Annotated in this window: 16 protein-coding genes and 1 pseudogene; 8 read left to right on the top strand and 9 right to left on the bottom strand. The window is 69.2% G+C overall.

Going from position 1 to position 20889, the window contains the following annotated elements:
* Positions 1 to 27 precede the first annotated feature (27 nt).
* From SM757_RS29060 to SM757_RS29040, 5 genes are all read left to right on the top strand, one after another.
* Positions 28 to 405 (top strand): response regulator transcription factor, encoded by a 378-nt coding sequence (locus SM757_RS29060; RefSeq protein WP_066338556.1) that lies wholly within the window; start codon positions 28 to 30, stop codon positions 403 to 405.
* A gap of 23 nt (positions 406 to 428) precedes the next feature.
* Positions 429 to 1277 carry a phosphate/phosphite/phosphonate ABC transporter substrate-binding protein gene (locus SM757_RS29055; protein ID WP_066338558.1) on the top strand — a complete coding sequence of 283 codons (849 nt, stop codon included), beginning with the start codon at positions 429 to 431 and terminating at the stop codon, positions 1275 to 1277.
* Positions 1278 to 1299: 22 nt separating this feature from the next.
* A complete protein-coding gene (locus SM757_RS29050; protein ID WP_322468036.1) occupies positions 1300 to 3714 on the top strand; it encodes a PAS domain-containing sensor histidine kinase in 2415 nt (804 codons plus the stop codon).
* Between the two features lie 220 nt (positions 3715 to 3934).
* Complete coding sequence (locus SM757_RS29045) at positions 3935 to 4321, top strand: response regulator (RefSeq protein WP_066338561.1); 387 nt, start codon at positions 3935 to 3937, stop codon at positions 4319 to 4321.
* A complete protein-coding gene (locus SM757_RS29040) occupies positions 4318 to 5523 on the top strand; it encodes an EAL domain-containing response regulator (protein ID WP_322468035.1) in 1206 nt (401 codons plus the stop codon). Before SM757_RS29045 ends, SM757_RS29040 begins: the two co-directional genes overlap by 4 nt.
* Before the next feature lie 17 nt (positions 5524 to 5540).
* Here the strand turns inward: SM757_RS29040 and SM757_RS29035 are convergent, their stop codons facing one another.
* The gene (locus tag SM757_RS29035) at positions 5541 to 6266 is read right to left on the bottom strand and encodes an Hpt domain-containing response regulator (RefSeq protein ID WP_322468034.1); all 726 of its coding nucleotides are present in this window, start codon (positions 6264 to 6266) and stop codon (positions 5541 to 5543) included.
* Positions 6267 to 6595: 329 nt separating this feature from the next.
* On the opposite strand from SM757_RS29035, the gene SM757_RS29030 reads away from it, so the two are divergent.
* Positions 6596 to 8296, top strand: coding sequence for a cache domain-containing sensor histidine kinase (locus SM757_RS29030; RefSeq protein WP_322468033.1), 1701 nt, complete (start codon positions 6596 to 6598; stop codon positions 8294 to 8296).
* A gap of 159 nt (positions 8297 to 8455) precedes the next feature.
* Here the strand turns inward: SM757_RS29030 and SM757_RS29025 are convergent, their stop codons facing one another.
* The 5 genes from SM757_RS29025 to SM757_RS29005 all read right to left on the bottom strand — a co-directional run bounded on the left by SM757_RS29025 (position 8456) and on the right by SM757_RS29005 (position 14385).
* The gene (locus SM757_RS29025) at positions 8456 to 9649 is read right to left on the bottom strand and encodes an acetate/propionate family kinase (RefSeq protein ID WP_066338567.1); all 1194 of its coding nucleotides are present in this window, start codon (positions 9647 to 9649) and stop codon (positions 8456 to 8458) included.
* A gap of 4 nt (positions 9650 to 9653) precedes the next feature.
* A complete protein-coding gene (locus tag SM757_RS29020; protein WP_322468032.1) occupies positions 9654 to 11087 on the bottom strand; it encodes a bifunctional enoyl-CoA hydratase/phosphate acetyltransferase in 1434 nt (477 codons plus the stop codon).
* Between the two features lie 47 nt (positions 11088 to 11134).
* Positions 11135 to 11893: an enoyl-ACP reductase FabI gene (gene fabI, locus SM757_RS29015; protein WP_066343047.1), complete on the bottom strand. Its 759-nt coding sequence runs from the start codon at positions 11891 to 11893 to the stop codon at positions 11135 to 11137.
* Between the two features lie 205 nt (positions 11894 to 12098).
* Entirely contained in the window at positions 12099 to 12512 is a 414-nt protein-coding gene (locus SM757_RS29010; protein WP_066343040.1) for a hypothetical protein, read from the bottom strand.
* A complete protein-coding gene (locus SM757_RS29005) occupies positions 12502 to 14385 on the bottom strand; it encodes a PHA/PHB synthase family protein (RefSeq protein WP_322468031.1) in 1884 nt (627 codons plus the stop codon). Before SM757_RS29005 ends, SM757_RS29010 begins: the two co-directional genes overlap by 11 nt.
* 448 nt (positions 14386 to 14833) lie before the next feature.
* Here SM757_RS29005 and SM757_RS29000 point away from each other — a divergent pair, with 448 nt between their 5' ends.
* Positions 14834 to 16363, top strand: a complete 1530-nt coding sequence (locus SM757_RS29000; protein WP_322468030.1) for an MFS transporter — start codon at positions 14834 to 14836, stop codon at positions 16361 to 16363.
* A gap of 19 nt (positions 16364 to 16382) precedes the next feature.
* Here SM757_RS29000 and glgC read toward each other — a convergent pair whose 3' ends face one another.
* The 3 genes from glgC to SM757_RS28985 form a co-directional block, all read right to left on the bottom strand.
* Positions 16383 to 17642: a glucose-1-phosphate adenylyltransferase gene (gene glgC / locus SM757_RS28995; RefSeq protein ID WP_322468029.1), complete on the bottom strand. Its 1260-nt coding sequence runs from the start codon at positions 17640 to 17642 to the stop codon at positions 16383 to 16385.
* A gap of 173 nt (positions 17643 to 17815) precedes the next feature.
* Positions 17816 to 19267: a cytochrome c oxidase accessory protein CcoG gene (gene ccoG, locus SM757_RS28990; RefSeq protein WP_322468028.1), complete on the bottom strand. Its 1452-nt coding sequence runs from the start codon at positions 19265 to 19267 to the stop codon at positions 17816 to 17818.
* 214 nt (positions 19268 to 19481) lie between these two features.
* Positions 19482 to 19721, bottom strand: a complete 240-nt coding sequence (locus SM757_RS28985) for a thioredoxin family protein (protein WP_066343582.1) — start codon at positions 19719 to 19721, stop codon at positions 19482 to 19484.
* Positions 19722 to 20028: 307 nt separating this feature from the next.
* Between SM757_RS28985 and SM757_RS28980 the strand changes: the two are divergent.
* Positions 20029 to 20538 (top strand): annotated as a pseudogene (locus SM757_RS28980) (phosphate acyltransferase); the annotation flags it as partial.
* Between the last annotated feature and the right edge of the window lie 351 nt (positions 20539 to 20889).

Genomic DNA, 20889 nt, shown 5'->3' with positions numbered 1-20889 from the left:
GCATCAAGGGCCGTAACCCCTCCCACCATGAAACAAGTACTGATCGTTGATGACCAGGCGGACCTGCGCAAGCTGCTTCGCTGGTCCCTGGACGAGTTCGAAGATCGGCTTGAGCTGCACGAGGCCAGCAACGGCACCGCCGCGCTGGAGAAGGCCGAGGAGGTCAAGCCCGACCTGGTGCTGCTGGACGTGATGATGCCCGGCGAGCTCAATGGCTTGCAGGTGTGCCGGCGGCTGCGCGACATGCCCGTGCTGCAGGGCACCCGCGTCGTGCTGCTGTCGGCCCGCGCCCAGGCGACGGACATCCAGGAAGGCATGGCCGCGGGAGCCGATGCCTACATGGTCAAGCCCTTCAGCCCGCAACGCCTCATCGAAACGGTGCAGCGGCTGCTGCCCGACCTGTAAACCACCGAACCTTTCACAGATCCATGGGCTTTTTGCGCTCCCGTCTTGCCGGCACTTTCCTCACCTGCGCGTTCGCGGCCTACCTCCCCGCCGCGGGGGCGCAAACCTACATGTTCTCCCCGGTCAACCAGTACGGCATCAACGTGACGGCCGAGTACTGGAACCCGGTCATGGCCTACGTGTCCGAGAAGAGCGGCGTCAAGCTCCAGCTCAAGATTGGGCGCACTTCCGCGGACACCACCAGCTTTGTGCTGGCCAAGGAAGTCGACTTCGTCTTCACCAACCATCTTTTCAGTCCCGAGCGGGAAAAGCTGGGCTGGAAGGTTTTCGGCCGGCGCCAGACGCCGCCCGTGCATGGACAGATCGTGGTGGCGGAGGACTCGCCCATCACCGACTTGTCGCAGCTCGCCGGCAAGGACGTGTGCTTCCCCGGCCCCGAGGCCACGGTTTCCTACAAGTTCACCTATGCGCAACTGCTCGCGCGCAAGGTGGATGTGAACGTCGTGTTCGCCGGCAACACCGATGGCGCCTTCGTCCAGCTCTTCAGCGGCAAGGCCGCGGCGGCCGGCGTGAACTCCCAGTTGGTGGAGGGCTACGCGCGGCGCGAGAACAAGAAGTTCCGCGTGCTGTGGTCCTCCCCGCCGCTGCACGACCTGGCGCTCATGCACTCGGACCGCGTGCCCGACCGTGATGCCAAGGCCGTGGCCAAGGCTTTCCTGGGCATGCATGCCGACCCCAAGGGCCGCGCCATTCTTGAGCAGTCCTCGCGCCTGGCCGGCTTGACCGAGGTCGTGCGCTTCATCCCGTCCGACGGCAGCGAGTACGCGCCGTATCGCGACTTCTACCGGGCGGCTCCGGCCCAATTGCGCTGAGCGCCGGCAAGAGGTCTGCTCGGTGAAGCTGCTGCGGTGGTGGTTGCCCCGGTCGCTGGCTGGCCGCGTGTTCGGCCTGTACGCCATCGCGCTTGGGCTGTTCGTCGCGGGTGGCCTGTGGCTGTTTTTCCGCTACGAAGTCCTGGTGGATATCGAAGACAAGCAGTTGCGCGGCGAGTCGCTGGTGGGCGTGATCATGCCCACCATCGCCGACAGCGCCGTCATCGGCGACTACGACACCATACGGCACACGCTGGAGCGGGTGCTGCTGTATTCAGACTTCGCGCACGCCACCTTCATCGACATCACGGGCGGCACCATCAAGGCGGTGCGCAGCGACGCCCTCGACGCCCGTGCGCCCGCGGCGCTGCGCTCCTACATCGATTCCGCGCTCTACAACGTGAACCGGCCCATCGTCGTGGGCGGCCGCGACTACGGCGTGCTGCGCGTGAGCTTCGCGGCCGAGCACATCGCCGCCGAGCTTTGGTACGAGGCCCTGGCCGCGCTGGCCCTGGCCGCATTGGCGCTGGGCGGCGGGCTGGTGGCGTTCAGGATGGCGCTCAAGGGCTGGCTGGGCAACCTGGAGCACATCGAGTCCTTCGAAGCCGACATGCGGCTGGGCGTCATGAAGTCGCGCGCCGGGCTGGCCAAGGACGCGCCCATCGAGCTGCAGCGCACCTTCGAGGTGATCAACCGCGCCGCGGCCAACATGCAGATGCAGCGCGAGCAGGCCGCGGTCACGCTGGACGCCATTGCCGACAGCGTGTTCACGCTGGATGCGCAGGGGTGCGTCGTCCTGGCCAACCCGGCGGCCTGCAAGGCGCTGGCGCTGGCCGAGAGCAGCGTGCTGGGCCGGGCGGCGCATGAGCTGCTGCCGGGCATCTTTGCGGGCCAGGCGTCCTACGCGCCCTGGCGCGGCCGCCGTGGCGAGGTGATGGCCGCGGACGGCGGGCAGCGCGTGATGGACACCACGCTGTCGTCCATCACCGGGCCGGACGGCGCGCTCTATGGCCATGTGCTGGCCTGCCGCGACGTGTCCGAGCAGCACGCGCTGGACTTGCGGCTGCAGGAGCAGCTTCGCTCCCGCCAGGCCGCGCTCACGGCGCTGCGCGGCGTGCTCGAAGGGCTCATGACCCAGCCCCACGTGCGCGAGCACGCCAGCGGCGAGGACATAGAGGCCATCTCGCGCATGATCTCCGGGCTCGTGCAGCGGCTGCAGGAGCGCGGCGAGCAGCTCAAGGCCATCTTCACGCTCAGCCCGGACGGCTTCGTCTCCTTCGACCGCGACCGCCGCATCAACTTCGTCAGCCCGGCCTTCGTCCGGCTCACGGGCCTGGATGCCGAACAGGTGCTCGGCCAGGACGAGGCCTGCATCACGGCGCTGCTGGCGCAGCGCTGCCCGGCCGGCGCGCATGCCGTGCCGGACTTCGACACCCTGCGCCGCGCCGAAGCCGAGTCCCTGGACGGCGGGCGCCGCCGCCTGCTGCTGGACCTGGAGCGGCCCACCCGGCGCACGCTGGAAGTCACGCTGCGCAGCGGCAACGGCAGCATCGCGCAGGTGCTGCACCTGCGCGACGTGACGCACGAGACGGAGGTGGACCAGATGAAGAGCGAGTTCCTCTCCACGGCCGCTCATGAGCTGCGCACGCCCATGGCCAACATCTTCGGCTTCGTGGAGCTGATGATGCGCAGGCCGCTGTCGCCCGCGCGCCAGCAGGACGTGCTGCAGACCCTGCATCGGCAGGCCGGCTTGATGATCTCCATCGTCAACGAGCTGCTGGACCTGGCGCGCATCGAGGCCCGGCGCGGCAAGGACTTCGACATCGAGCGCCTGGACCTGTGCGAGCTCGCGCGTACGGTCATCCACGACTTCCAGCCGCCGCAGCAGCGCGCCGCGCCCGTGCTCGATCTGCCGGCGCTGCCCCTGCCCGTGCGCGTGGACCGCGGCAAGCTGTCGCAAGCGCTGGGCAACGTGCTGTCCAACGCCTACAAGTACTCGCCGCAGGGCGGCGACGTGCACGTCAGCGTGCGGTGCGAGCCGGCGGGCGTGGCCGGCGCCGCCGAGCAGCGCGTGGGCCTGGTCGTGGGCGACCAGGGCATGGGCATGACGGCCGAGCAGTTGGCGCGCGTGAGCGAGCGTTTCTATCGGGCCGATGCCTCCGGCAACATCCCCGGCACGGGCTTGGGCATGAGCATCGTCAAGGAAATCGTCGAGCTCCTGGGTGGTTCGCTGGAGCTGCAAAGCCAGCCGGGGCAGGGCACGCAGGTCACCTTGTGGCTGCCCCTGCCCCAGACAGGCATCTCGGATGCGCAGGAGGCCGCCGCCGTGCAATCCGTCGCAGCCGGCGCGCCCGCCGCCGTGCCCGCGGACGAGGGCGCCGTGGTCATGTTGCCCAGGGTCAACGCCCGCAGTGAACGGGAACCCAGTCCGGCCTAGGCCAACAACTGTGCGGCTTTGACAGTCACGCCACACGTTATCCCGCCGTTTACACAAAATTTCATAAATGACATTTGCGTCTCAGTGAGCAGCAAAACGGCCCACGGGCCAGGTTTTCCAGGCAGCACGGAAGCACATGGGGATGCAGCCGGTGCCCGCGCGGGCGCCAGCTTGAAGCAGGGATCAAATGGTGAGCAACATGTTGGGTGGCGGAAATTCAATGGGCAAGCAGACTTTGGTTGTAGATGACAACGAGCTGACCGGCCGCCTGGTGTGCGTGTTTCTCAAGCGCCTGGGCTGGCAGCCGCGGCTGGTGTCCACGGGGCAGCAGGCGCTGGACATCCTGGCGCAGGAGCCCATGGACATGGTTTTGCTCGACCTGCGCATGCCCGGCATGTCGGGTGAGCGCGTGTGCCGTTGCATACGCGACGACATGGGCCTGGTGCACCTGCCGGTGGTGGCCTTTACCGCGCACAGCATGCCCGAGGAAAAGGCGCGGCTGCTGTCCGCCGGCTTCGATGACGTGCTGATCAAGCCCATCTCCTTCCAGGACGTGCGGCGCCTGTGCGCAAGCAGGGGGAAGACGCCCGTGGCCGCCTGCGCATGAGCGTGCCCGCCCTCCAGCGCCGCGCCTGGGTCGTCCTGGACGAAGGCAACGCCATGCCCGCGGCCGCCACCTTGATGGAGGCCGGCTGGCAGGTGCCGCAGGTGCTGCAGGGCGTGCAAGCCTGCGCCGCCTTGCTGCGCGACGTGGTGGAATTGCCCGATGTGGTCGTGTGCGGGCTGCATTTCGAGGACGGCGACGGGCTGCAGCTCACGCGGCTGCTGGGCGCGCTGGCGCATCCGCCGGCCGTGTACTTCGCCACGCTGCAGCAGCGCGCCGTCATCAAGGCGGCCATCAGCCTGGCCGCGGCGTGCCGCGTGCGCGTGGCCGGCTATTGCGAAAGCCCGGACGACGTCGGCGTCATCGTGCGCGACCTGGCCAGCTACAGCAGCCCGCCGCCGGTCAAGGCCCGCACGCCGCTGCCCCAGCTCAGCCGCCAGGAGGCCAGCGACCTGCTGCGCCAGGGTCGGCTCGAAGGCTGGGTGCAGCCCAAGATGCGGCTGGCCACGTCGGAAGTGGTCGGCTTCGAATGCCTGATGCGTGCACGCGACGAGGCCGGTGGCCTGGTCACACCGGACCGCCTGGTGCCCGTGCTGTGCGCCAACGGGCTGATCGAGGAAGCCACGCTGGAGATGGCGCGCCAGACCGTGGACATGGTGGCGGCCTGCCTGCTGGAGGGCATGGCCGTCAGCGGCTCCATCAACGTTTCCATGCAGTCGCTCTCCGATCGGGCTTTTTGCCACGAGCTGGCCCGCACCACGGAGCGCGCGCAGCTCGACCCGAGCTGGCTCACGGTGGAAATCACCGAGAGCGACGCCATGGCCGACCTCTCCACCGTCATAGAGAACACCACGCGCATCCGCATGCTGGGCTTCAACCTGGCCATCGACGATTTCGGCACCGGCTATTCCAGCCTCTACCAGCTGTCGCAGATCCCGTTTTCCGAGCTGAAGATCGAGCGCATGTTCGTGGCCGATGCGCACATCGACCCGCGCAAGCGCGCCATCGTGCAGGCCTGCGCGCAACTGGCCGTGGCGCTGGACCTCAAGGTCGTGGCCGAAGGCGTCGAAACCGTCGAGGAGCTGGAGGTGGTGCGTGCGGCGGGCTGTACCGAGGTGCAGGGCTACCTCGTGGCGCGCCCGCAGCCTGCTGCCCAAGCCTTGCAATGGTTGCGCGGCCTGGACCTGATGCGCGTGCCGCTGTAGTGCGGCGCCGCCGCGGCTCAGTGCCGCGCGGTGGCCTGGACGGCGGCGCGCAGCTCGGCGCAGCTGCGCTGCAGCGCCGGGGCATCGCTGTCCCGCATGGCCTGCTCCATCCCGGCACAGATGTGCGTGATTTCGGGATGGCCGAACGACCCCGCGCCACCCTTGAGCGTATGCGTGAGCCTGTAGAGCCGTTCCATGTCGCCGCCGCGCCAGGCCGATTCGATCTCGGCCAGGCGGGAGGGCAGCGTGCGGCGGAACTCCGCCAGCAGCGCCTGCAGCTCGCGCTCCATGAGCTCATCGTCCGACAGTTCAGGTTGCGCCAGGTGCAGGTGGCGTTCCACGGCGGCCAGCAGCCGCGGGGCATCCAGCGGCCAGGCCAGCACGTCCACGCAGCCCGCGCCGCGGCAGCGCTGCGCCTCGTCGTCCGGCGTGTCCCCGGCCGTGAGCGCCAGCATGGGCGTGAAGCAGCCGGCGGCCGTGAGCAGCTCCATGGCGGCCACGCCGTCCATGCCCGGCAACTGCGTGGCCAGCAGCGCCAGCCCGTAGTCCTCGGCCATGAGCGACTCCACCGCGGCGTGGCCGTTGTCCACGGCATCCACCTGCAGGCCGGCCTGTTGCAGCCAGTGCAGCAGTTGCTGCCGCTCCTCGGCGTCGTGCAGGGCCAGCAGCACGCGCCCGCTGAAGAAAGTCGCTTGCTGGGCGGCTGGCGCCGGGTGGCTGGTGTCGGTAGGCGAGGACTGCATGGTGGGATGTCGTTCGGGTCGTGCGGGCGGGCGCTGCGGCGCCACCCTCTGCGCTTGTTCGGCGCGCCAAGGCCGGTGTTGAGCCGGCAGCGTGCGAAGGGTCAAGAAAATCCAATCTGGCGGCGGCTTGGCTCGTGTGCAAGCCGCCGCGGGCCTTCATCGATACGGCCGGATTGCCGAACAGCCGGCATGAATCCGTGGCCGCGGCGTTCCTGCGCGGCGGCTTTCGAGCACAGCAACGCGCCATGACATCGTCGCACTCCTTTTTCTCAAGGCCTTTGACGCAGGTGGCACAGGGTGCGATGACAACGCGCCCATGGCGCTGGTCGTTGAGCCGCCTCGTGGCCTTGGGCACCGCGCTGGCCCTGGCCGTGACCTGGGCCAGCGTGGCCTTGCTCCTGCAGATGAAGCGGGACGACGCCGTGCGGGCCGAGGTGCGGCAAAACGCCAACCTCGCGCGTGCGCTGCAGGAGCAGACGCTGCGCGTGATCGCCTCGGCGGACCACGCGACGCTGCGGCTGCGCGATGCGGTCGCCAGCGGCGAGCTGGAGGCGGGTGAGCTGCCGCGCCTGGCCAGCGAAACCGGGCTGGTGCCCAACATCCTGGTGCAGTTGTCGCTGATTGGGCCGGATGGCCGCTTCATCGGCTCCAACCTCGACCCTGACGGCAGCAAGACCGGCCAGGTGGATCTCAGCAGCCGCGAGCACGTGCGCGTGCATTTGCAGCCGTCCGCCTTGCCCGCCGCCGCCGCGGCCGTGGACGCCAACGGCCTGTTCATAGGCAAGCCCGTGCTGGGCAAGGTGTCCGGGCGCTGGACCGTGCAACTGTCGCGCCGCATAGACGCGCCGGACGGCCGCGTGCTGGGCGTGGTGGTGGCCTCGCTGGACCCCGGCTACTTCGAGAAGGTTTACCAGGGCGTTTCCCTGGGCGCGCTCAGCGTGGTGACGCTGGTGGGAACGGATCGCGTGGTGCGTGCCCGCGTGTTGGGCGGGCACAGCCAGGGACTGGGCAGCAGCCTGGCGGCGTCCGGCGTGCTGGACAGCGCCATGCGGCGGCAAAGCCCGGAGGGCTACTTCATCGGCACCAGCACCATCGACCAGGTCGAGCGCATCGCGGCCTACCGCAAGGTGACGGACGCGCCCATGTACGTGCTGGTGGCCACCGCCACCGCAGAAGCGCTTGAGCCCTGGCACACCTTGCGCGCGCTCACGCTTGGACTCACGCTGCTGTTGAGCCTGGCCATACTGAGCGCAGCCCTTCTCTTCCTCTCCGGCGTGCGGCGCCTGGAGCGCACGAACGAGGCGCTGCGCCTGAGCGCGGCCCAGGCCCGCTCGGCCAACCAGGCCAAGAGCGAATTCCTGGCCGCCATCTCGCACGAGCTGCGCACGCCGCTCACCAGCATTCGCGGTTATGCCGAGCTGATGGAGCGGCGCATCGAAAACCCCAAGTTCCGTGAGCACGCCTCGCTCATACGCAAGGGCGCCGAGCACCTGAACGAGCTGCTCACCCAGATCCTGGACCTGACCAAGGTCGAAGCCCGCGCCATGCCGCTGAACCTGGCCGAGGTGCCGTTGCGACCCGTGCTGGACGGCACGGTGGACTTCTTTGCCCTCACCGCCCGCGCCAAGAACCTGGCGCTGGAGCTGCACGTGGCCGACGACGTGCCCGCCACCCTGCACTGCGACGACCTGCGCCTGAAGCAGGTGCTTAACAACCTGCTGTCCAACGCGCTGAAGTTCACGCAGGAGGGCAGCGTGTGCATCGAGGTGGAACGCCAGGCCGACGCCGTGAGCTTCCATGTCGTGGACACGGGGCCGGGCATTGCGCCTGAGCTGCACGAACTGGTGTTCGAGCGCTTCCGGCAGGCCGATGCGCGCGTGGCGTATGAGCACGGCGGCACGGGGCTGGGCCTGGCGCTGTCGCGCGGGCTGGCCGAGATCATGGGCGGCATGCTCACGCTGCAGTCCATGCCCGGGCAGGGTGCGCGCTTCACGCTGACCTTGCCGCTGCAGCCGCCGGCCGTGGTCTGAACGGCTGCGGCTGGGAGGTCCAGAAACAGGAATGCCCGCTGCAAAGCGGGCATCGGTGCTCACCCGTGGGCACAGGCGTGCCGGCGAAGGCGGGGGCGCGGAGGGCGCTCCCTGCCCGCCGGGCCCTCGCCGGGCGAGGCGCGGACCCTGACCCTGGGCTCAGCCGTTGGCGGGCAGCGCCAGCAGGCGTGCCGCGTCCTGCGCGGCGACGCGGCCCTCGTCGGTGGGCACCACCCACACCTGCACGCTGCTGTCGGCCGCATGTATGGGCAGCACCTCGTTGCCGGTGGCGCGGGCGTTGGCCTGCTCGTCCAGCCGCACGCCCAGGTAGGCCAGGCGTTCGGCCGCGTCGGCGCGCAGCCGCGCGTCGTGCTCGCCAATGCCGCCGCTGAAGGCCAACACGTCCAGTCCACCCAGGCAGGCCGTGAGGGCGCCGGATTCGCGCACCACGTGATAGGTGAACATGTCTATGGCCAGCTTGGCTTCGGCGCTGTCGCTGTCGCGCAGCCGGCGCATGTCGGCGGTGAGGCCGGAAACGCCCAACAGGCCGCTTTCCTTGTAGAGCAGCTTCTGGATGCGGTCGTGCGTCCAGCCCTGCTCCATCAGGTACAGCAGCACGCCCGGGTCCAGCGTGCCGCAGCGCGTGCCCATCATCAGCCCCTCGACGGCCGAGAAGCCCATGGTGGTGGCGATGCTGCGGCCCTCGCGCGCGGCGCACAGGCTGGCGCCGTTGCCCAGGTGCGCCATGAGCAGCCGCCCGCTGGCCGGCGCGCCGTGGCGGCGCAGCTCGCCCAGGATGAACTGGTAGGACAGGCCGTGGAAACCGTAGCGGCGCACGCCCTCGTCGCGCACCGCCTTGGGCAGCGCAAAGGCGTACTCCACCTCCGGCAGGTGGGCGTGGAAGGCCGTGTCGAAGCAGGCCACCTGCGGCAGCCCGGGCAGCACGCGCATGAAGTTGCGAATGCCTTCCAGGTTGTGCGGCTGGTGCAGCGGCGCCAGCGGGCACAGCGGCTGCAGCGCCTTGAGCACATCGGCGCTGACCAGCACGCTGTCGCGGAAGTGCGCGCCGCCATGCACCACGCGGTGCGCCACGGCCTCGATGCGCAGGGCCTTGCCCTCGGTCTCCAGCAGCTCGCTCAAGGACACCAGCGCCTGCGCAAACGGGTCGTTGCCCGCGGCCAGCTCGCGCTGTTGGCGTCGCGTGCCGCTGGTCCAGCTCAGTTGCATCTGTCCCTTGGGCTCCAGGCCTTCGAAGCTGCCGCTGAGCAGCGCGGGCTGTACCTCGCCGTCCTGCAGCGGGTAGATGGCGAACTTCAGCGTCGAGGAGCCGGCGTTGACGGAAAGAATGCCCATGCGTTCAAGCCTCCTGGTGCCAGTTCTTGCGTTCGTGGTCGCGGCGGGCGTTGTGCACCACCAGCTTGGCCAGCAGCGCGGACGCCACGCGGGCGTCGGGGCCATCGGCGCGGCTGGTCAGGGCGATGGGCACGCGCGCGCCCAGCACCACGCCGGCGCCGGAAGCGCCCGCCAGGTACTCCAGCTGCTTGGCCAGCATGTTGCCCGCCTCCAGGTCGGGCACGGCCAGGATGTCCACGTCGCCGGCCACGGGCGACTCGATGTGCTTGATGGAGGCCGCCTGCGCCGAGATGGCGTTGTCGAAGGCCAGCGGGCCGTCGAGCACGCCGCCGTTGATCTGGCCGCGGTCGGCCATCTTGCACAGCGCCGCGGCGTCCAGCGTGGAGGGCATGGCCGGGTTGACCGTCTCCACCGCCGCCAGGATGGCCACCTTGGGCTGGTCGATGCCGGCGATGCGCGCGAAGTCGATGGCGTTCTGGATGATGTCTTTCTTCTCCATCAGCGTGGGCTGGATGTTGAGCGCCGCGTCGGTGATGAGGATGGGCTTGCGGTACAGCGGCACGTCGAAGCGGAAGACGTGCGACATGCGCCGCCCCGTGCGCAGCGCCTTTTGCGACAGCACGGCGTGGATGAGCTCGTCGGTGTGCAGGCTGCCCTTCATGAGCATCTCCACCTCGCCCTTGGCGGCCATTTCGGCGGCCTTCTCGGCGGCGGCCTCGGAGTAGGGCGTGTCGATGATGCGCACGTCGCCCAGCTCGATGCCGGCTTCCTTGGCCACGTGGCGGATGCGCACCTCCGGGCCGATGAGCACGGCCTCGATCAGGCCCAGTTGCGCCGCGTCGATGGCGCCGGACAGCGACTCCGGGTCGCAGGGATGCACCACCGCGCACTTGGCCGCGGGCATGTCAGCCCCCAGGGCCAGCAGCGCGCGCAGGCGGGCCTGCGCGTCGAAGAGGTGGATCTTGGGCGCCTTGTTGCGCTGCACCTTCACCTTGGTGGTGGGGGCCAGCACGCGGGCCTTGCCGTAGAGCACGCAGGCGCCCTTCTGGTTGACGACCTCGCAGTCCAGCTCCACGCGCTTCTTGGCGTCGTCCTTGGCGGCGACCTTGACCGTCACCGTGAGCGTGTCGGCGATGCGCACGGGCTTGGTGAAGTGCAGGTCCTGCTCAAGGTAGATGGTGCCCGGGCCGGGGAAAACGGTGCCCAGCAGCGCGGAGATGAGCGAGCCGCCCCACATGCCGTGGGCGATGACGCCGTGGAACAGCGTGTCGGCGGCGTACTCGGCGTTGAGGTGGGCGGGGTTGGTGTCGCCGGAGACGGCGGCAAAGGCCTGGATGTCCTCGTTGCTGATGGTGCGCGTGAGGGTGGCGGTCTGTCCGACGCTGATCTCGTCGTAGGTGACGTTCTCGATGTAGTCGGTTTCCAGCAAGGCGTTCATGGCGGTGTGTTCCCGTTCGAGTTGTTCGGTGTTCGCGGCGCTGAGGCTCAGGCCACGGCGTGGCAGCCGCCGTCCACGTAGATGGTCTGGCCGGTCATGCCGGAGGCGGCGTCGCTGCAGAGGAAGTTGGCGAGCTGGGCGATCTCGTCCAGCGTCACCAGGCGGCCCAACGGGGCCTTGGCCACCGAGGCGTCCACCAGCTCGTCGAAGCCGGCGATGCCCGACGCCGCGCGGGTGTGGATGGGGCCGGGCGAGACGGCGTGCACGCGGATGCGCTGCGGGCCCAGCTCCACGGCCATGTAGCGCACCAGCGATTCCAGCGCGGCCTTGACCGGGCCCATCAGGCCGTAGTGCGGCACGGCCTCGTCGGCGCCCAGGTAGGTCATGGTGACGATGGCGCCGCCCTGCGTCATGTGCGGGGCGCACAGCTTGGCCAGCTCGGCCAGCGAGTGGCACGAGACCTCCATGGCGCGCGCGAAGCCCGTGGAGGAGCTGTCGATGACGCGGCCGTGCAGGTCTTCCAGCGGGGCCCAGGCGATGGAGTGGACGATGAAGTCCAGCCGGCCCAGCTTTTCCACGGCGAAGTCCACCAGCGCCTGCAGCTCGCCGGGTTGCTCGACGTTGCAGGGCTTGAGCGCAATGCCCGCGGGCTCGGTCAGCGGCGCAACGAAGCGCGTGGCCTTCTCGTTGAGGCAGGAGACGACCACGTCGGCCCCCTGCAGCTTGGCCAGCTCGGCGCAGCCCCAGGCGATGCTGTGCTCGTTGGCCACGCCCACGATGAGGCCCTTCTTGCCGGCCAGGCTCATGCGCGAGGTGCGCGCGGTGCCGTTGGCGGTGGAGGTGGAGAGGTCGGCGGTGTTGACGGCTTGGTCCATGGTGTGTGTTCCCGGTTCGTTTCGTTGGTGCTCTCAGCCTCGTATTGGCCAAAAGCGCGGCTTGTTGGGGGCGCGCCTGCCCTGACGGCAGCAGGCGGCGTCCCGTGTTGTGGTGATGCTTTTGTGAAGCCGGCGGCTACAGCGTCATGCCGGCGGTGGACTGCGTGAAACCTTCGCGGCGCAACTGCGCGTCGGCCGCGGCCAGCAGCTCGTGCACGGCCGGCGCGCCCACCACGGCCGCCAGACGGCTGCACAGCTGCCAGCGCAGCACCAGCAGCGCGCGCAACTCGTCCCACAGGTGCGAGACGCGGCGCTCCGGGCCGCGGTAGTTGCGCCCGCCGCCTTCGCTGCGCCGCTCCGTGGCCACCGCGGAGGTGGGCGGGCGTTGCAGGATGCGTTCGACGTCCGCCGGCGTGTCCAGCGGGGCGCGCAGCGCGATGGCCAGTTGCACGATGCGGCCCTGCAGCGCCTGCAGCTCGGCGTCCAGGCGGTGCAGCAGGTCGGTCTCGGGCCGTTCGCCCAGCAGCGCGGTGTGCGACTCAATCCGCATGGCGCACGTGCACGTATTGGCCGGGGGCATCGTCCAGAGCCACGTCCTTGGGCAGCGGCGGCAGCGCCACTCGCGGGCCGCTGCGCTGGGCCAGCCAGGCGCTCCAGGCTTCCCACCAGGAACCCTCTTGTGCGGGAGCGCCCGCGGCGTAGTCCTCCGGCGCCACGTAGGCCTGGCCGGGCTCACGGCTGGCGAGCTGGTAGCTGCGCCGCGCGTGGCCGGGCTCGGAGACGATGCCCGCGTTGTGCCCGCCGCTGGCCAGGACGAAGGTGGTCTCGGTGTCGGTGAGCAGGTGGATCTTGTAGACCGACTTCCACGGCGCCACGTGGTCGCGCGCCGTGCCCACGATGAACATGGGCGCGTGCAGGTCCGACAGCGCCACCGCGACGTCGCCCACGCGGTAGCGGCCCGTGGCCAGCGCGTTGTTCAGGTAGAGCGACTGCAGGTACTCCGAGTGCATGCGCTCGGGCAGCCGCGTGACGTCGGCGTTCCAGCTCATGAGGTCGTTGGGCTGGTCGTCCTGGCCCAGCAGGTAGCGGCGCACGTTGCGCGCCCAAATCAGGTCGCGCGAGCCCAGGAACTGGAAGGAGCCGGCCATCTGCCGCCCGCTGAGGAAGCCGGTGCGGGCCATCTCCTCGCGCAGCGTGCGCAACTGGTCGTCGTCGATGAACACGCCCAGCTCGCCCGGTTCGGTGAAGTCGGTGAGCGTGGCCAGCAGCGTGACGCTTTGCAGCTGCGGCAGGTCGGCGATGTCGGACTGGCGGCGCAGCGGGTGCGCCTCGCCCGCGGCGTGGTGGCCGGCCAGCGCCGCCGCCACGATGGACAGGAAGGTGCCGCCCAGGCAGTAGCCCGCGGCGTGCAGGCGCCGCGTGCCGCTGGTGCGCGCCACGGCGGCCATGGCGTCCATCACGCCGCTGCGCAGGTAGTCGCGCATGCCCAGGTCGCGGTCGGCGGCGTCGGGGTTGCGCCAGGAAATGATGTAGACCACGTGCCCCTGGCTCACCAGGTAGCGCACCATGGAGTTCCCGGGCGAGAGGTCCAGGATGTAGTACTTCATGATGCAGCTCGGGACGATGAGCAGCGGCTCCGGGTGCACCGTTTCTGTCGTGGGCTCGTAGCGGATGAGCTCTATGAGGTGGTTGCGGTAGACCACCTTGCCGGGCGTCACGGCCACGTCCTGCCCTACGCGGTAGGGCAGCGGCGGCAGCGCGGCGGCGGCGGCCTCGCCGTCGCCGGGCTGCTTGGTGGCTTGCTCGGCCAGGTCGCGCGTCAGCAGCCGGCTGCCCGCGGCCAGGCTTTGGCCGGCGCTGTCGCGCAGCGCCTGCTGCACCTGCGGGTTGGTGGCGGCGAAGTTGGAGGGCGACATGGCGTCCAGCCACTGCCGGGTGAAGAAGTTCACCAGGTGGCCGTGGTGGCGGGCCACGCCGTCAAGCTGCACGGCCTGTTCCCACCAGGCACAGGCCGCCTTGTACTGGTTCTTGTAGACGTTGAAGGGCCACTGTTCCCACGCGGGGTCGCGAAAGCGCTCGTCGCTCTCGGGGCGCTTGGGCGCATCGGCCGTGGGGCCCGCGGCCGGCCCGGCTGCGCTCAAGAGCTTGGCGGCCTGCTGCGCCAGCGTGGACTGGCGCCCGGGAGACGCGGCCAGGTGCATGGCCCAATCCGCCCAAGCCAGCGAAAGGCTGATGGGCGACAGGCCGCCGGACACGCGCGAGAGCATGGCGTGCGCGGCCTGGTCCATGCGCTCGGCGGCGCTGGGCGTGGCCGCCGGCACGGGCGCCAGGGCTTGGGCGATTTGCGCGGTCAGCGCGGGCGGCACGGCCATCGCCAGCGGGCTGGCAAGGGTGCTGGTGGAAGACGCGACTTCTTTGGTCATTGCTTGTCGGCGGGGCATGAGGGTGGGAGTTCTCTGTAATTGCCTGGCCACTACTATCAATTGAATGGCAGCTTCTAAAGGAAGCAAATGCGGCCAGGAAATCCGCTATTTCTGTCGCCGGTTGGAAAAATTTCTCGGCTTATCTCGGTTTGTGAAAAATGCAGGGTGGCCAGGATTTCTCATTGGAAGGGCGAATTATTGCCGCGCCGTGAAACGCATCACGCACGCGTGCGCAGTCCATGAAATTTTCGCTGCGTATTGAGCAAGATCAAGATTGAAGTAATTCGTAGGTTATTCAAGGCCATGGAGTTTTGCAAATTCCCATCCTGCTGTCCGGCATTTGGCTCGGATATTTCGGTATCGGCAGTCTGCGCACGGGATTGAGGCGGTCCAGGTAATTGAATGCCGGTATGCGCCTGCGCGGCATGCGGCTTGCAACGGCCCCGCCATGCCACGCAGCACCCGATTGCCGGAGCGCCCGGCTTCGCCCGCAGCCCAAGCGCTTGCCGTCGCCGCGGCACGGCAGGCCGATGAACCGCCGCGTCGCGCGGTGCTGGCGCTGTTCAGCGCGGTGATGCTGCCCATGTTTCTGGCCGCGGTGGACCAGACGCTGCTGGCCACGGCCACGCCGCGCATCGCGGCCGACTTCAGTGATTTGGGCGACACGGCCTGGATCACCATCGGCTACCTGATCGCCGCCACGGTGACGGCGCCGCTGTACGGCCGCTTGGGCGACCGCTTCGGCCGCCGCCGCATGCTGCTGGCGGCCTTGGCGGTGTTCGCCCTGGGGTCGCTGGCCTGCGCACTGGCGCGCGGCATGGCCGCACTGATCGCCGCGCGGCTGCTGCAGGGCTTGGGTGGCGGCGGCCTGATGGTGCTGTGCCAAGCGCTCATCGGCGAGCTGGTGCCGCCGCGGCTGCGCCCGCGCTACCAGGCGTATTTCGCCATCGTCTTCACCGCCTCCAGCGTGGGCGGGCCCGTCATCGGCGGGCTGGTGGTGCACCACGCCGACTGGCGCTGGCTGTTCCTGGCCAACGTGCCGCTGTGCGCCCTGGCCGCCTGGCGCGTGCTGCGCTTGCCGCCCAGCGGCACGGCACCGGCGCTGCGCGGCGCGCCCACCGACCCGCTTGGGCTGCTGCTGTTCGTGGTGACGGCGGTGTCGGCGCTGCTGTGGTTCAGCCTGGCTGGACACCGTTTCGGCTGGCTGTCGGCCGCCAGCGTGGGGCTCGTCGTCCTGACCCTGGGTGCCGGCACCGTGCTGCTACGCCAGCAGCGCCGCCACGCCTCGCCCTTTTTGCCGCTGGAGCTGCTGCGCTTGCCCGGCGTGGGCTGGATCTGCGGCACGGTGCTGGTGTTCGCGGCCAGCATGTTCGCGCTGGTGTTCCTGCTGCCCATTCAGCTGCAGCTGGGGCACGGCGCCAACGCGGCCGACGCGGGGCTGCAGATGCTGCCGCTCACGCTTGGGCTGGTGGTGGGCTCCACGCTCAACGGCCGCATCACGGCGCGCACGGGGCTGCCTACGCGCATGCCGCCCCGGGGCTTGTCGCTGTCGGCACTGGCCTTGGGCGTGCTGGCGCTGGCGCCGTCCTCGCCCGCGCTGCTGGCGGGTGCGGCGGCGGTGGTGGGCCTGGGTTTCGGCACGGTCATGGCCAGTGCCCAACTCGCCACCCAGACCCTGGCCGGCCGCGAGCGCCTGGGGGCCGCGGCGGGGCTGCTGTCACTCACGCGCTCCTTGGGCGCGTCGCTGGGCACGGCCATCTTCGGCGGCCTGGCCTTCGTGCTGCTGCACGTCAGGCCCGGGGGGGAAGGTGCGGCGCAGGCGCTGCCCACGGACCTCTCACCCCAGGCGCTCACGCAGGCTTTTCACGTCGTCTACGGCGTGCTGGCGGTGTTCGTGGCGGCGGGAGCGTGGATCGCCTCGCGCGTGCCCAAGGTGCACCTGGAGGCCGGCGTCAAGGCCGAGCCGGCCGGAGAGTGAGGCGCGCTGCGTGGGCGGCTCAGAGCCGCGCCAGCATCTCCCGCGTCACCAGCGTGATGCCCTGGTCGGTGCGCTCGAAACGACGGGCGTCCTCCAGCGGGTCGTCGCCTATGACCAGCCCGTCCGGCAGCTCGCAGCCGCGGTCCACCACCACGCGGTTGAGCCGCACGCCGCGGCCCAAGCGCACATAGGGCAGCAGCACGGCGCGCTCGGCCTGCGCGCCGGCGTCCACGTGCACGCTGGAAAACAGCACCGAGCGCGTCACCCGCCCGGCCACGATGCAGCCGCCGGAGACCAGCGAGTCCGTGGCGTTGCCGCAGTCGCTGCGGCCCATGCCTATGAACTTGGCCGGCGGCAACTGCGGCTGGAAGGTCAGGATGGGCCAGCGCTGGTCGTACATGTCCAGCGCGGGCTGCGCGGCGGTGAGGTCGATGTTGGCGTCCCAGTAGGCGTCTATCGTGCCCACGTCGCGCCAGTAGGGCTCGCCGCCGCTGCCCACCACGCCGCTGCGGCTGAAGGGGTGGGCCCGCGCCACGCCCTGGCGCACGGCGTTGGGAATGATGTCGCGGCCGAAGTCGTGGCTGGAGTTCTCGCTCTGCACGTCGCGCGCGAGCTCGCGGAACAGGTACTCGCGGTTGAAGATGTAGATGCCCATGCTCGCCAGCGAGGTCTGCGGCTGCCCGGGCAGGGTGGGCGGATCGGCGGGCTTTTCCACGAAATCGGTGACAAGCCAGTCCTTGTCTACCGCCATGACGCCGAAGGCGCTGGCGTCGGCGCGCGGCACCTCGATGCAACCCACGGTGACTTCCGCGCCGCTGGCGGCGTGGTCGGCCAGCATCACGGCGTAGTTCATCTTGTAGACATGGTCGCCGGCCAGCACCACGACGTAGTCCGGGCGGTAGCTGCTGATGATGTCCTCGTTCTGGTAGACGGCGTCGGACGTGCCGCGGTACCAGTTTTCCTCGTCTATGCGCTGCTGCGCAGGCAGCAGGTCGACGAACTCGTTCATCTCCGCCTTGAGAAAGGCCCAGCCGCGCTGCAGGTGGCGCAGCAGGCTGTGGCTCTTGTACTGGGTGATGACACCGATGCGCCGTATGCCGGAATTCAGGCAGTTCGACAGTGCGAAGTCGATGATGCGGAACTTGCCGCCGAAATAAACCGCCGGCTTCGCACGCCGGTCGGTGAGCTGCTTGAGCCGCGTCCCGCGTCCGCCGGCCAGCACCAGGGCCACCGTGCGCTTGGGCAGTTCCAGGGTTTGCGCGAGATCGTTTGCCGCCATGGCCTCTCCTGTAGTTGTGAGCGGCAACGGCAATCCCCATGCCCTGCAGGACCCGGGAAGAGTCCTGTAGCAAGCGGCGCGCCGTGAGGTCGACTCCCTCAGGACGGGCGCGCCAGGGAAGACGGCAAAAGGGCGCCCCGTTGGGCGCCCTGGCGTCGCATGCCGGCCGGCGCTCAGCGCGGCAGCACGAAAGTGGTCTTTTCGTCCAGCGTGCGTACCGGCTCGCCGTCGTGGGCCGCGCGTTCGATGGTGAAGTGGATCTCGTGTGCGCCGGCCGGTGTGGCGGCGGCCGTCTCCGGCGGCACGCGCAGCAACACTGTGGCCCACTGCGCCTCAGCCGGGCCCAGCGTCATCTTCACCGGCTCGGCCAGTTGCAGCCCCGGCAGCCCGGCTACCGACACGGCGTAGGTCTGCGGCGCCTCGGCCGCGTTCATGACCTGCAGCCGGTAGACGTTCTCCACGAAGCCGCCCTCGACCTGGCGCGCCAGCGTCGAGCGGTCGCGGACGATGTCGGCCTTGAACGGCGTGCGCGTGGCGATGCTGAGGCCCACGGCAATGCAGATGGCGATGAGGATGCCGGTGTAGAGCAGGATGCGCGGGCGCAGCACGCGGGCGAGGACTTGGCCGTGCGTGAGGTGCCTCCGCAGCCCGTTTTGCGTGTCGTAGCGCACCAGGCCGCGGGCGTAGCCCATCTTGTCCATCACCTCGTTGCAGGCGTCCACGCAGGCGGCGCAGCCGATGCACTCGTACTGCAGGCCCTTGCGGATGTCTATGCCGGTTGGGCAGACCTGGACGCACAGCGTGCAGTCGATGCACGAGCCCAGGCCGGCCCGGGCCGGGTCCACCTTCTTGGAGCGCGAGCCGCGTGGCTCGCCGCGCTCGGCGTCGTAGCTGATGACGAGCGTGTCCTTGTCGAACATGGCGCTCTGGAAGCGCGCGTAGGGGCACATGTACTTGCACACCTGCTCGCGCATGAAGCCGGCGTTGCCCCAGGTGGCGAAGCCGTAGAACAGCACCCAGAAAGTTTCCCAGGGGCTGGTGGTGAAGCTCATGACCTCGCCGGCCAGCGTCTTGATGGGCGTGAAGTAGCCCACGAAGGTGAAGCCGGTCCAGAGCGCGATGGCGATCCACGCGGCCTGCTTGCCGCCCTTGCGCAGCAGCTTCTCGGCGCCCCAAGGGGCGGCGTCGAGCTTCATGCGCTTTTGCCGGTCGCCTTCGAACTTGCGCTCCACCCACATGAAGAGCTCGGTGTAGACCGTCTGCGGGCAGGCGTAGCCGCACCACAGCCGCCCCGACACCGCGGTGAAGAGAAAGAGGGCGTAGGCCGAGATCATCAGCAGGGCCGACAGGTAAATCAGGTCCTGCGGGTAGAACACCAGGCCGAAGATGAAGAAGCGCCGCGCCCCCAGGTCGAACAGCAGGGCCTGGCGGTCGTTCCACATCAGCCAGGGCAGGCCATAGAACACCAGTTGCGTGAGCCACACCACGGCCCAGCGCCACTTCGCGAAGTGGCCGCTGACGGCGCGGGGATAAATCTTCTTGCGGGCCTGGTACAGCGAAATGACCTGCGTGGAGTCGTCCCCGGACTTGTCGGCCTGGGCCGGGGTGGAGGAAATGCTGTTCATGTGGATGCGCGGTCCTTGGACTGCGCGGCCGGCGCGGAAATGGGCCGGCCGCGACGCGGGGCGCGCGGCGGTGGTCCGCGGGCGCCGCGGCCGCGGGCCCCGTGAGCCCGCGGACCACCGCGTGGGCTGCAGTCTGCGGCAGCCGGCAGACGGCGCCTTGAGCAGCGTCAAGAAGCGGCTGGCTTGCCGGCCGGCCGCGGCCGCTGCAGCGCCTTCAGCCGTTGCGCTCCAGCCAGCCCTCCACGCGGCCGCGGCTGGGCACGCTGCCGGCATGCACCAAGCGGCCGTTGATGACGATGCCCGGCGTGCTCATCACGCCATGGCTGATGAGCGCGCCGAAATCGTTGGCTTTTTGCAGCGTGACGGGCACGCCCATTTCCCGCGCGACCGCGTCTATGAGCGCCAGCGTGTCGGCGCATTTGGCACAACCCGTGCCGAGAACCTTGATGTCCATGTCGGTTTCCTTGCTCGAAGCTTGGTGAAGCGTCCGCCGGACAGGGGCGACCAGCCCGGGCCACGGCATGGAGCTGGCTCGCGCGGCACGAACCGCGTGCGCGATGCGGGCGTTTGCAAGCCCTTCGCGCACGGCGTCGTCGATGTGGAGTTCGGACGGCAGCGCAAGGATGCTGGGAACAAGAAATCGGTTGCTGAGCGAAATCAATGTGTCCTATCGGTAAGGCTGGAATATGGGGAAAACCCCAGCATTCCACACGGATGGCGGGCGCTGCGAGCGACGCGTGGGCCCTGCGCACGGCCATCGTTCACCCCTGGCGCTGGCTGCTGCGCTAGAAGCGCGTGATGAGGGTTTGTTGGATCCGCTGCTCATCGGCCCTGAGGAGCGCATGCGCGCCATGGCCGAGCAGGCCGGGCTGTCGATGCAAGGCGTGCCACTGGAGAACGTGGAGCAAAGCCACGCCGCCGCAGCCCGCGCCGTGGCGCTGGCGGTGATGGCCCTGCGCGGCCAGATCACCGGAGCGCGCGTGGACGGGTCGCTGGCCTTCGACAACGCCATCAGCCTGGACGCCGCGCGCACCAAGCACATCGCCTCCGCCATGGCCGGCAGCGCCGACGTCCTGCTGGTGCCGGACCTGGAGGTCGGCAACATGCTGGCCAAGCAGCTCATTTACCTTGGCGGGGCCGACGCGGCCGGCCTGGTGGCGGGTGCGCGCGTGCCCATCATGCTCACCAGCCTTGCCGACTCGCTGCGCGTGCGCCTGGCTTCGGCCGCGCTGGCCCGCTTGGCGGCGGCGGGCTCACGCAACACTCTGTAGCGATGTCAATCACGCCTTCAGTGGACATCCCCCTGAAAAAATGTATACTCATGCCCCTCGCAAACGAAATCGAGCTTCAAGCCCAAGCCCAAAAGCTGGTGCGTAAGAAGCGGGGTGAGTTTCGAGCCGGAAAGACTTGAAATCCGGTGGGCTGCTGCAAAGTCAGTCCGCAGGGATGGAGGGGCTGGTCTGATGTGCTTTGGCGTTGAATCGCCGGGGTATGTCGACCGGATCAGGGAAACCTGTTCAACGTTGATCTGAAAAGACCAAGCGCTTGACAAGGAATTCTCCTGATGTCAGAATTCAATTCTTCGCTGCTGACAACAGCGAGACGCGACGAAAACAGCAAGT

It is taken from the genome of Azohydromonas lata (genome assembly GCF_034427735.1).
Classification (GTDB): Bacteria; Pseudomonadota; Gammaproteobacteria; order Burkholderiales; family Burkholderiaceae_C; genus Azohydromonas; species Azohydromonas lata.
The sequence above is the reverse complement of the archived record's forward strand: the minus strand, read 5'-3'. Positions and strand labels throughout refer to the sequence as shown.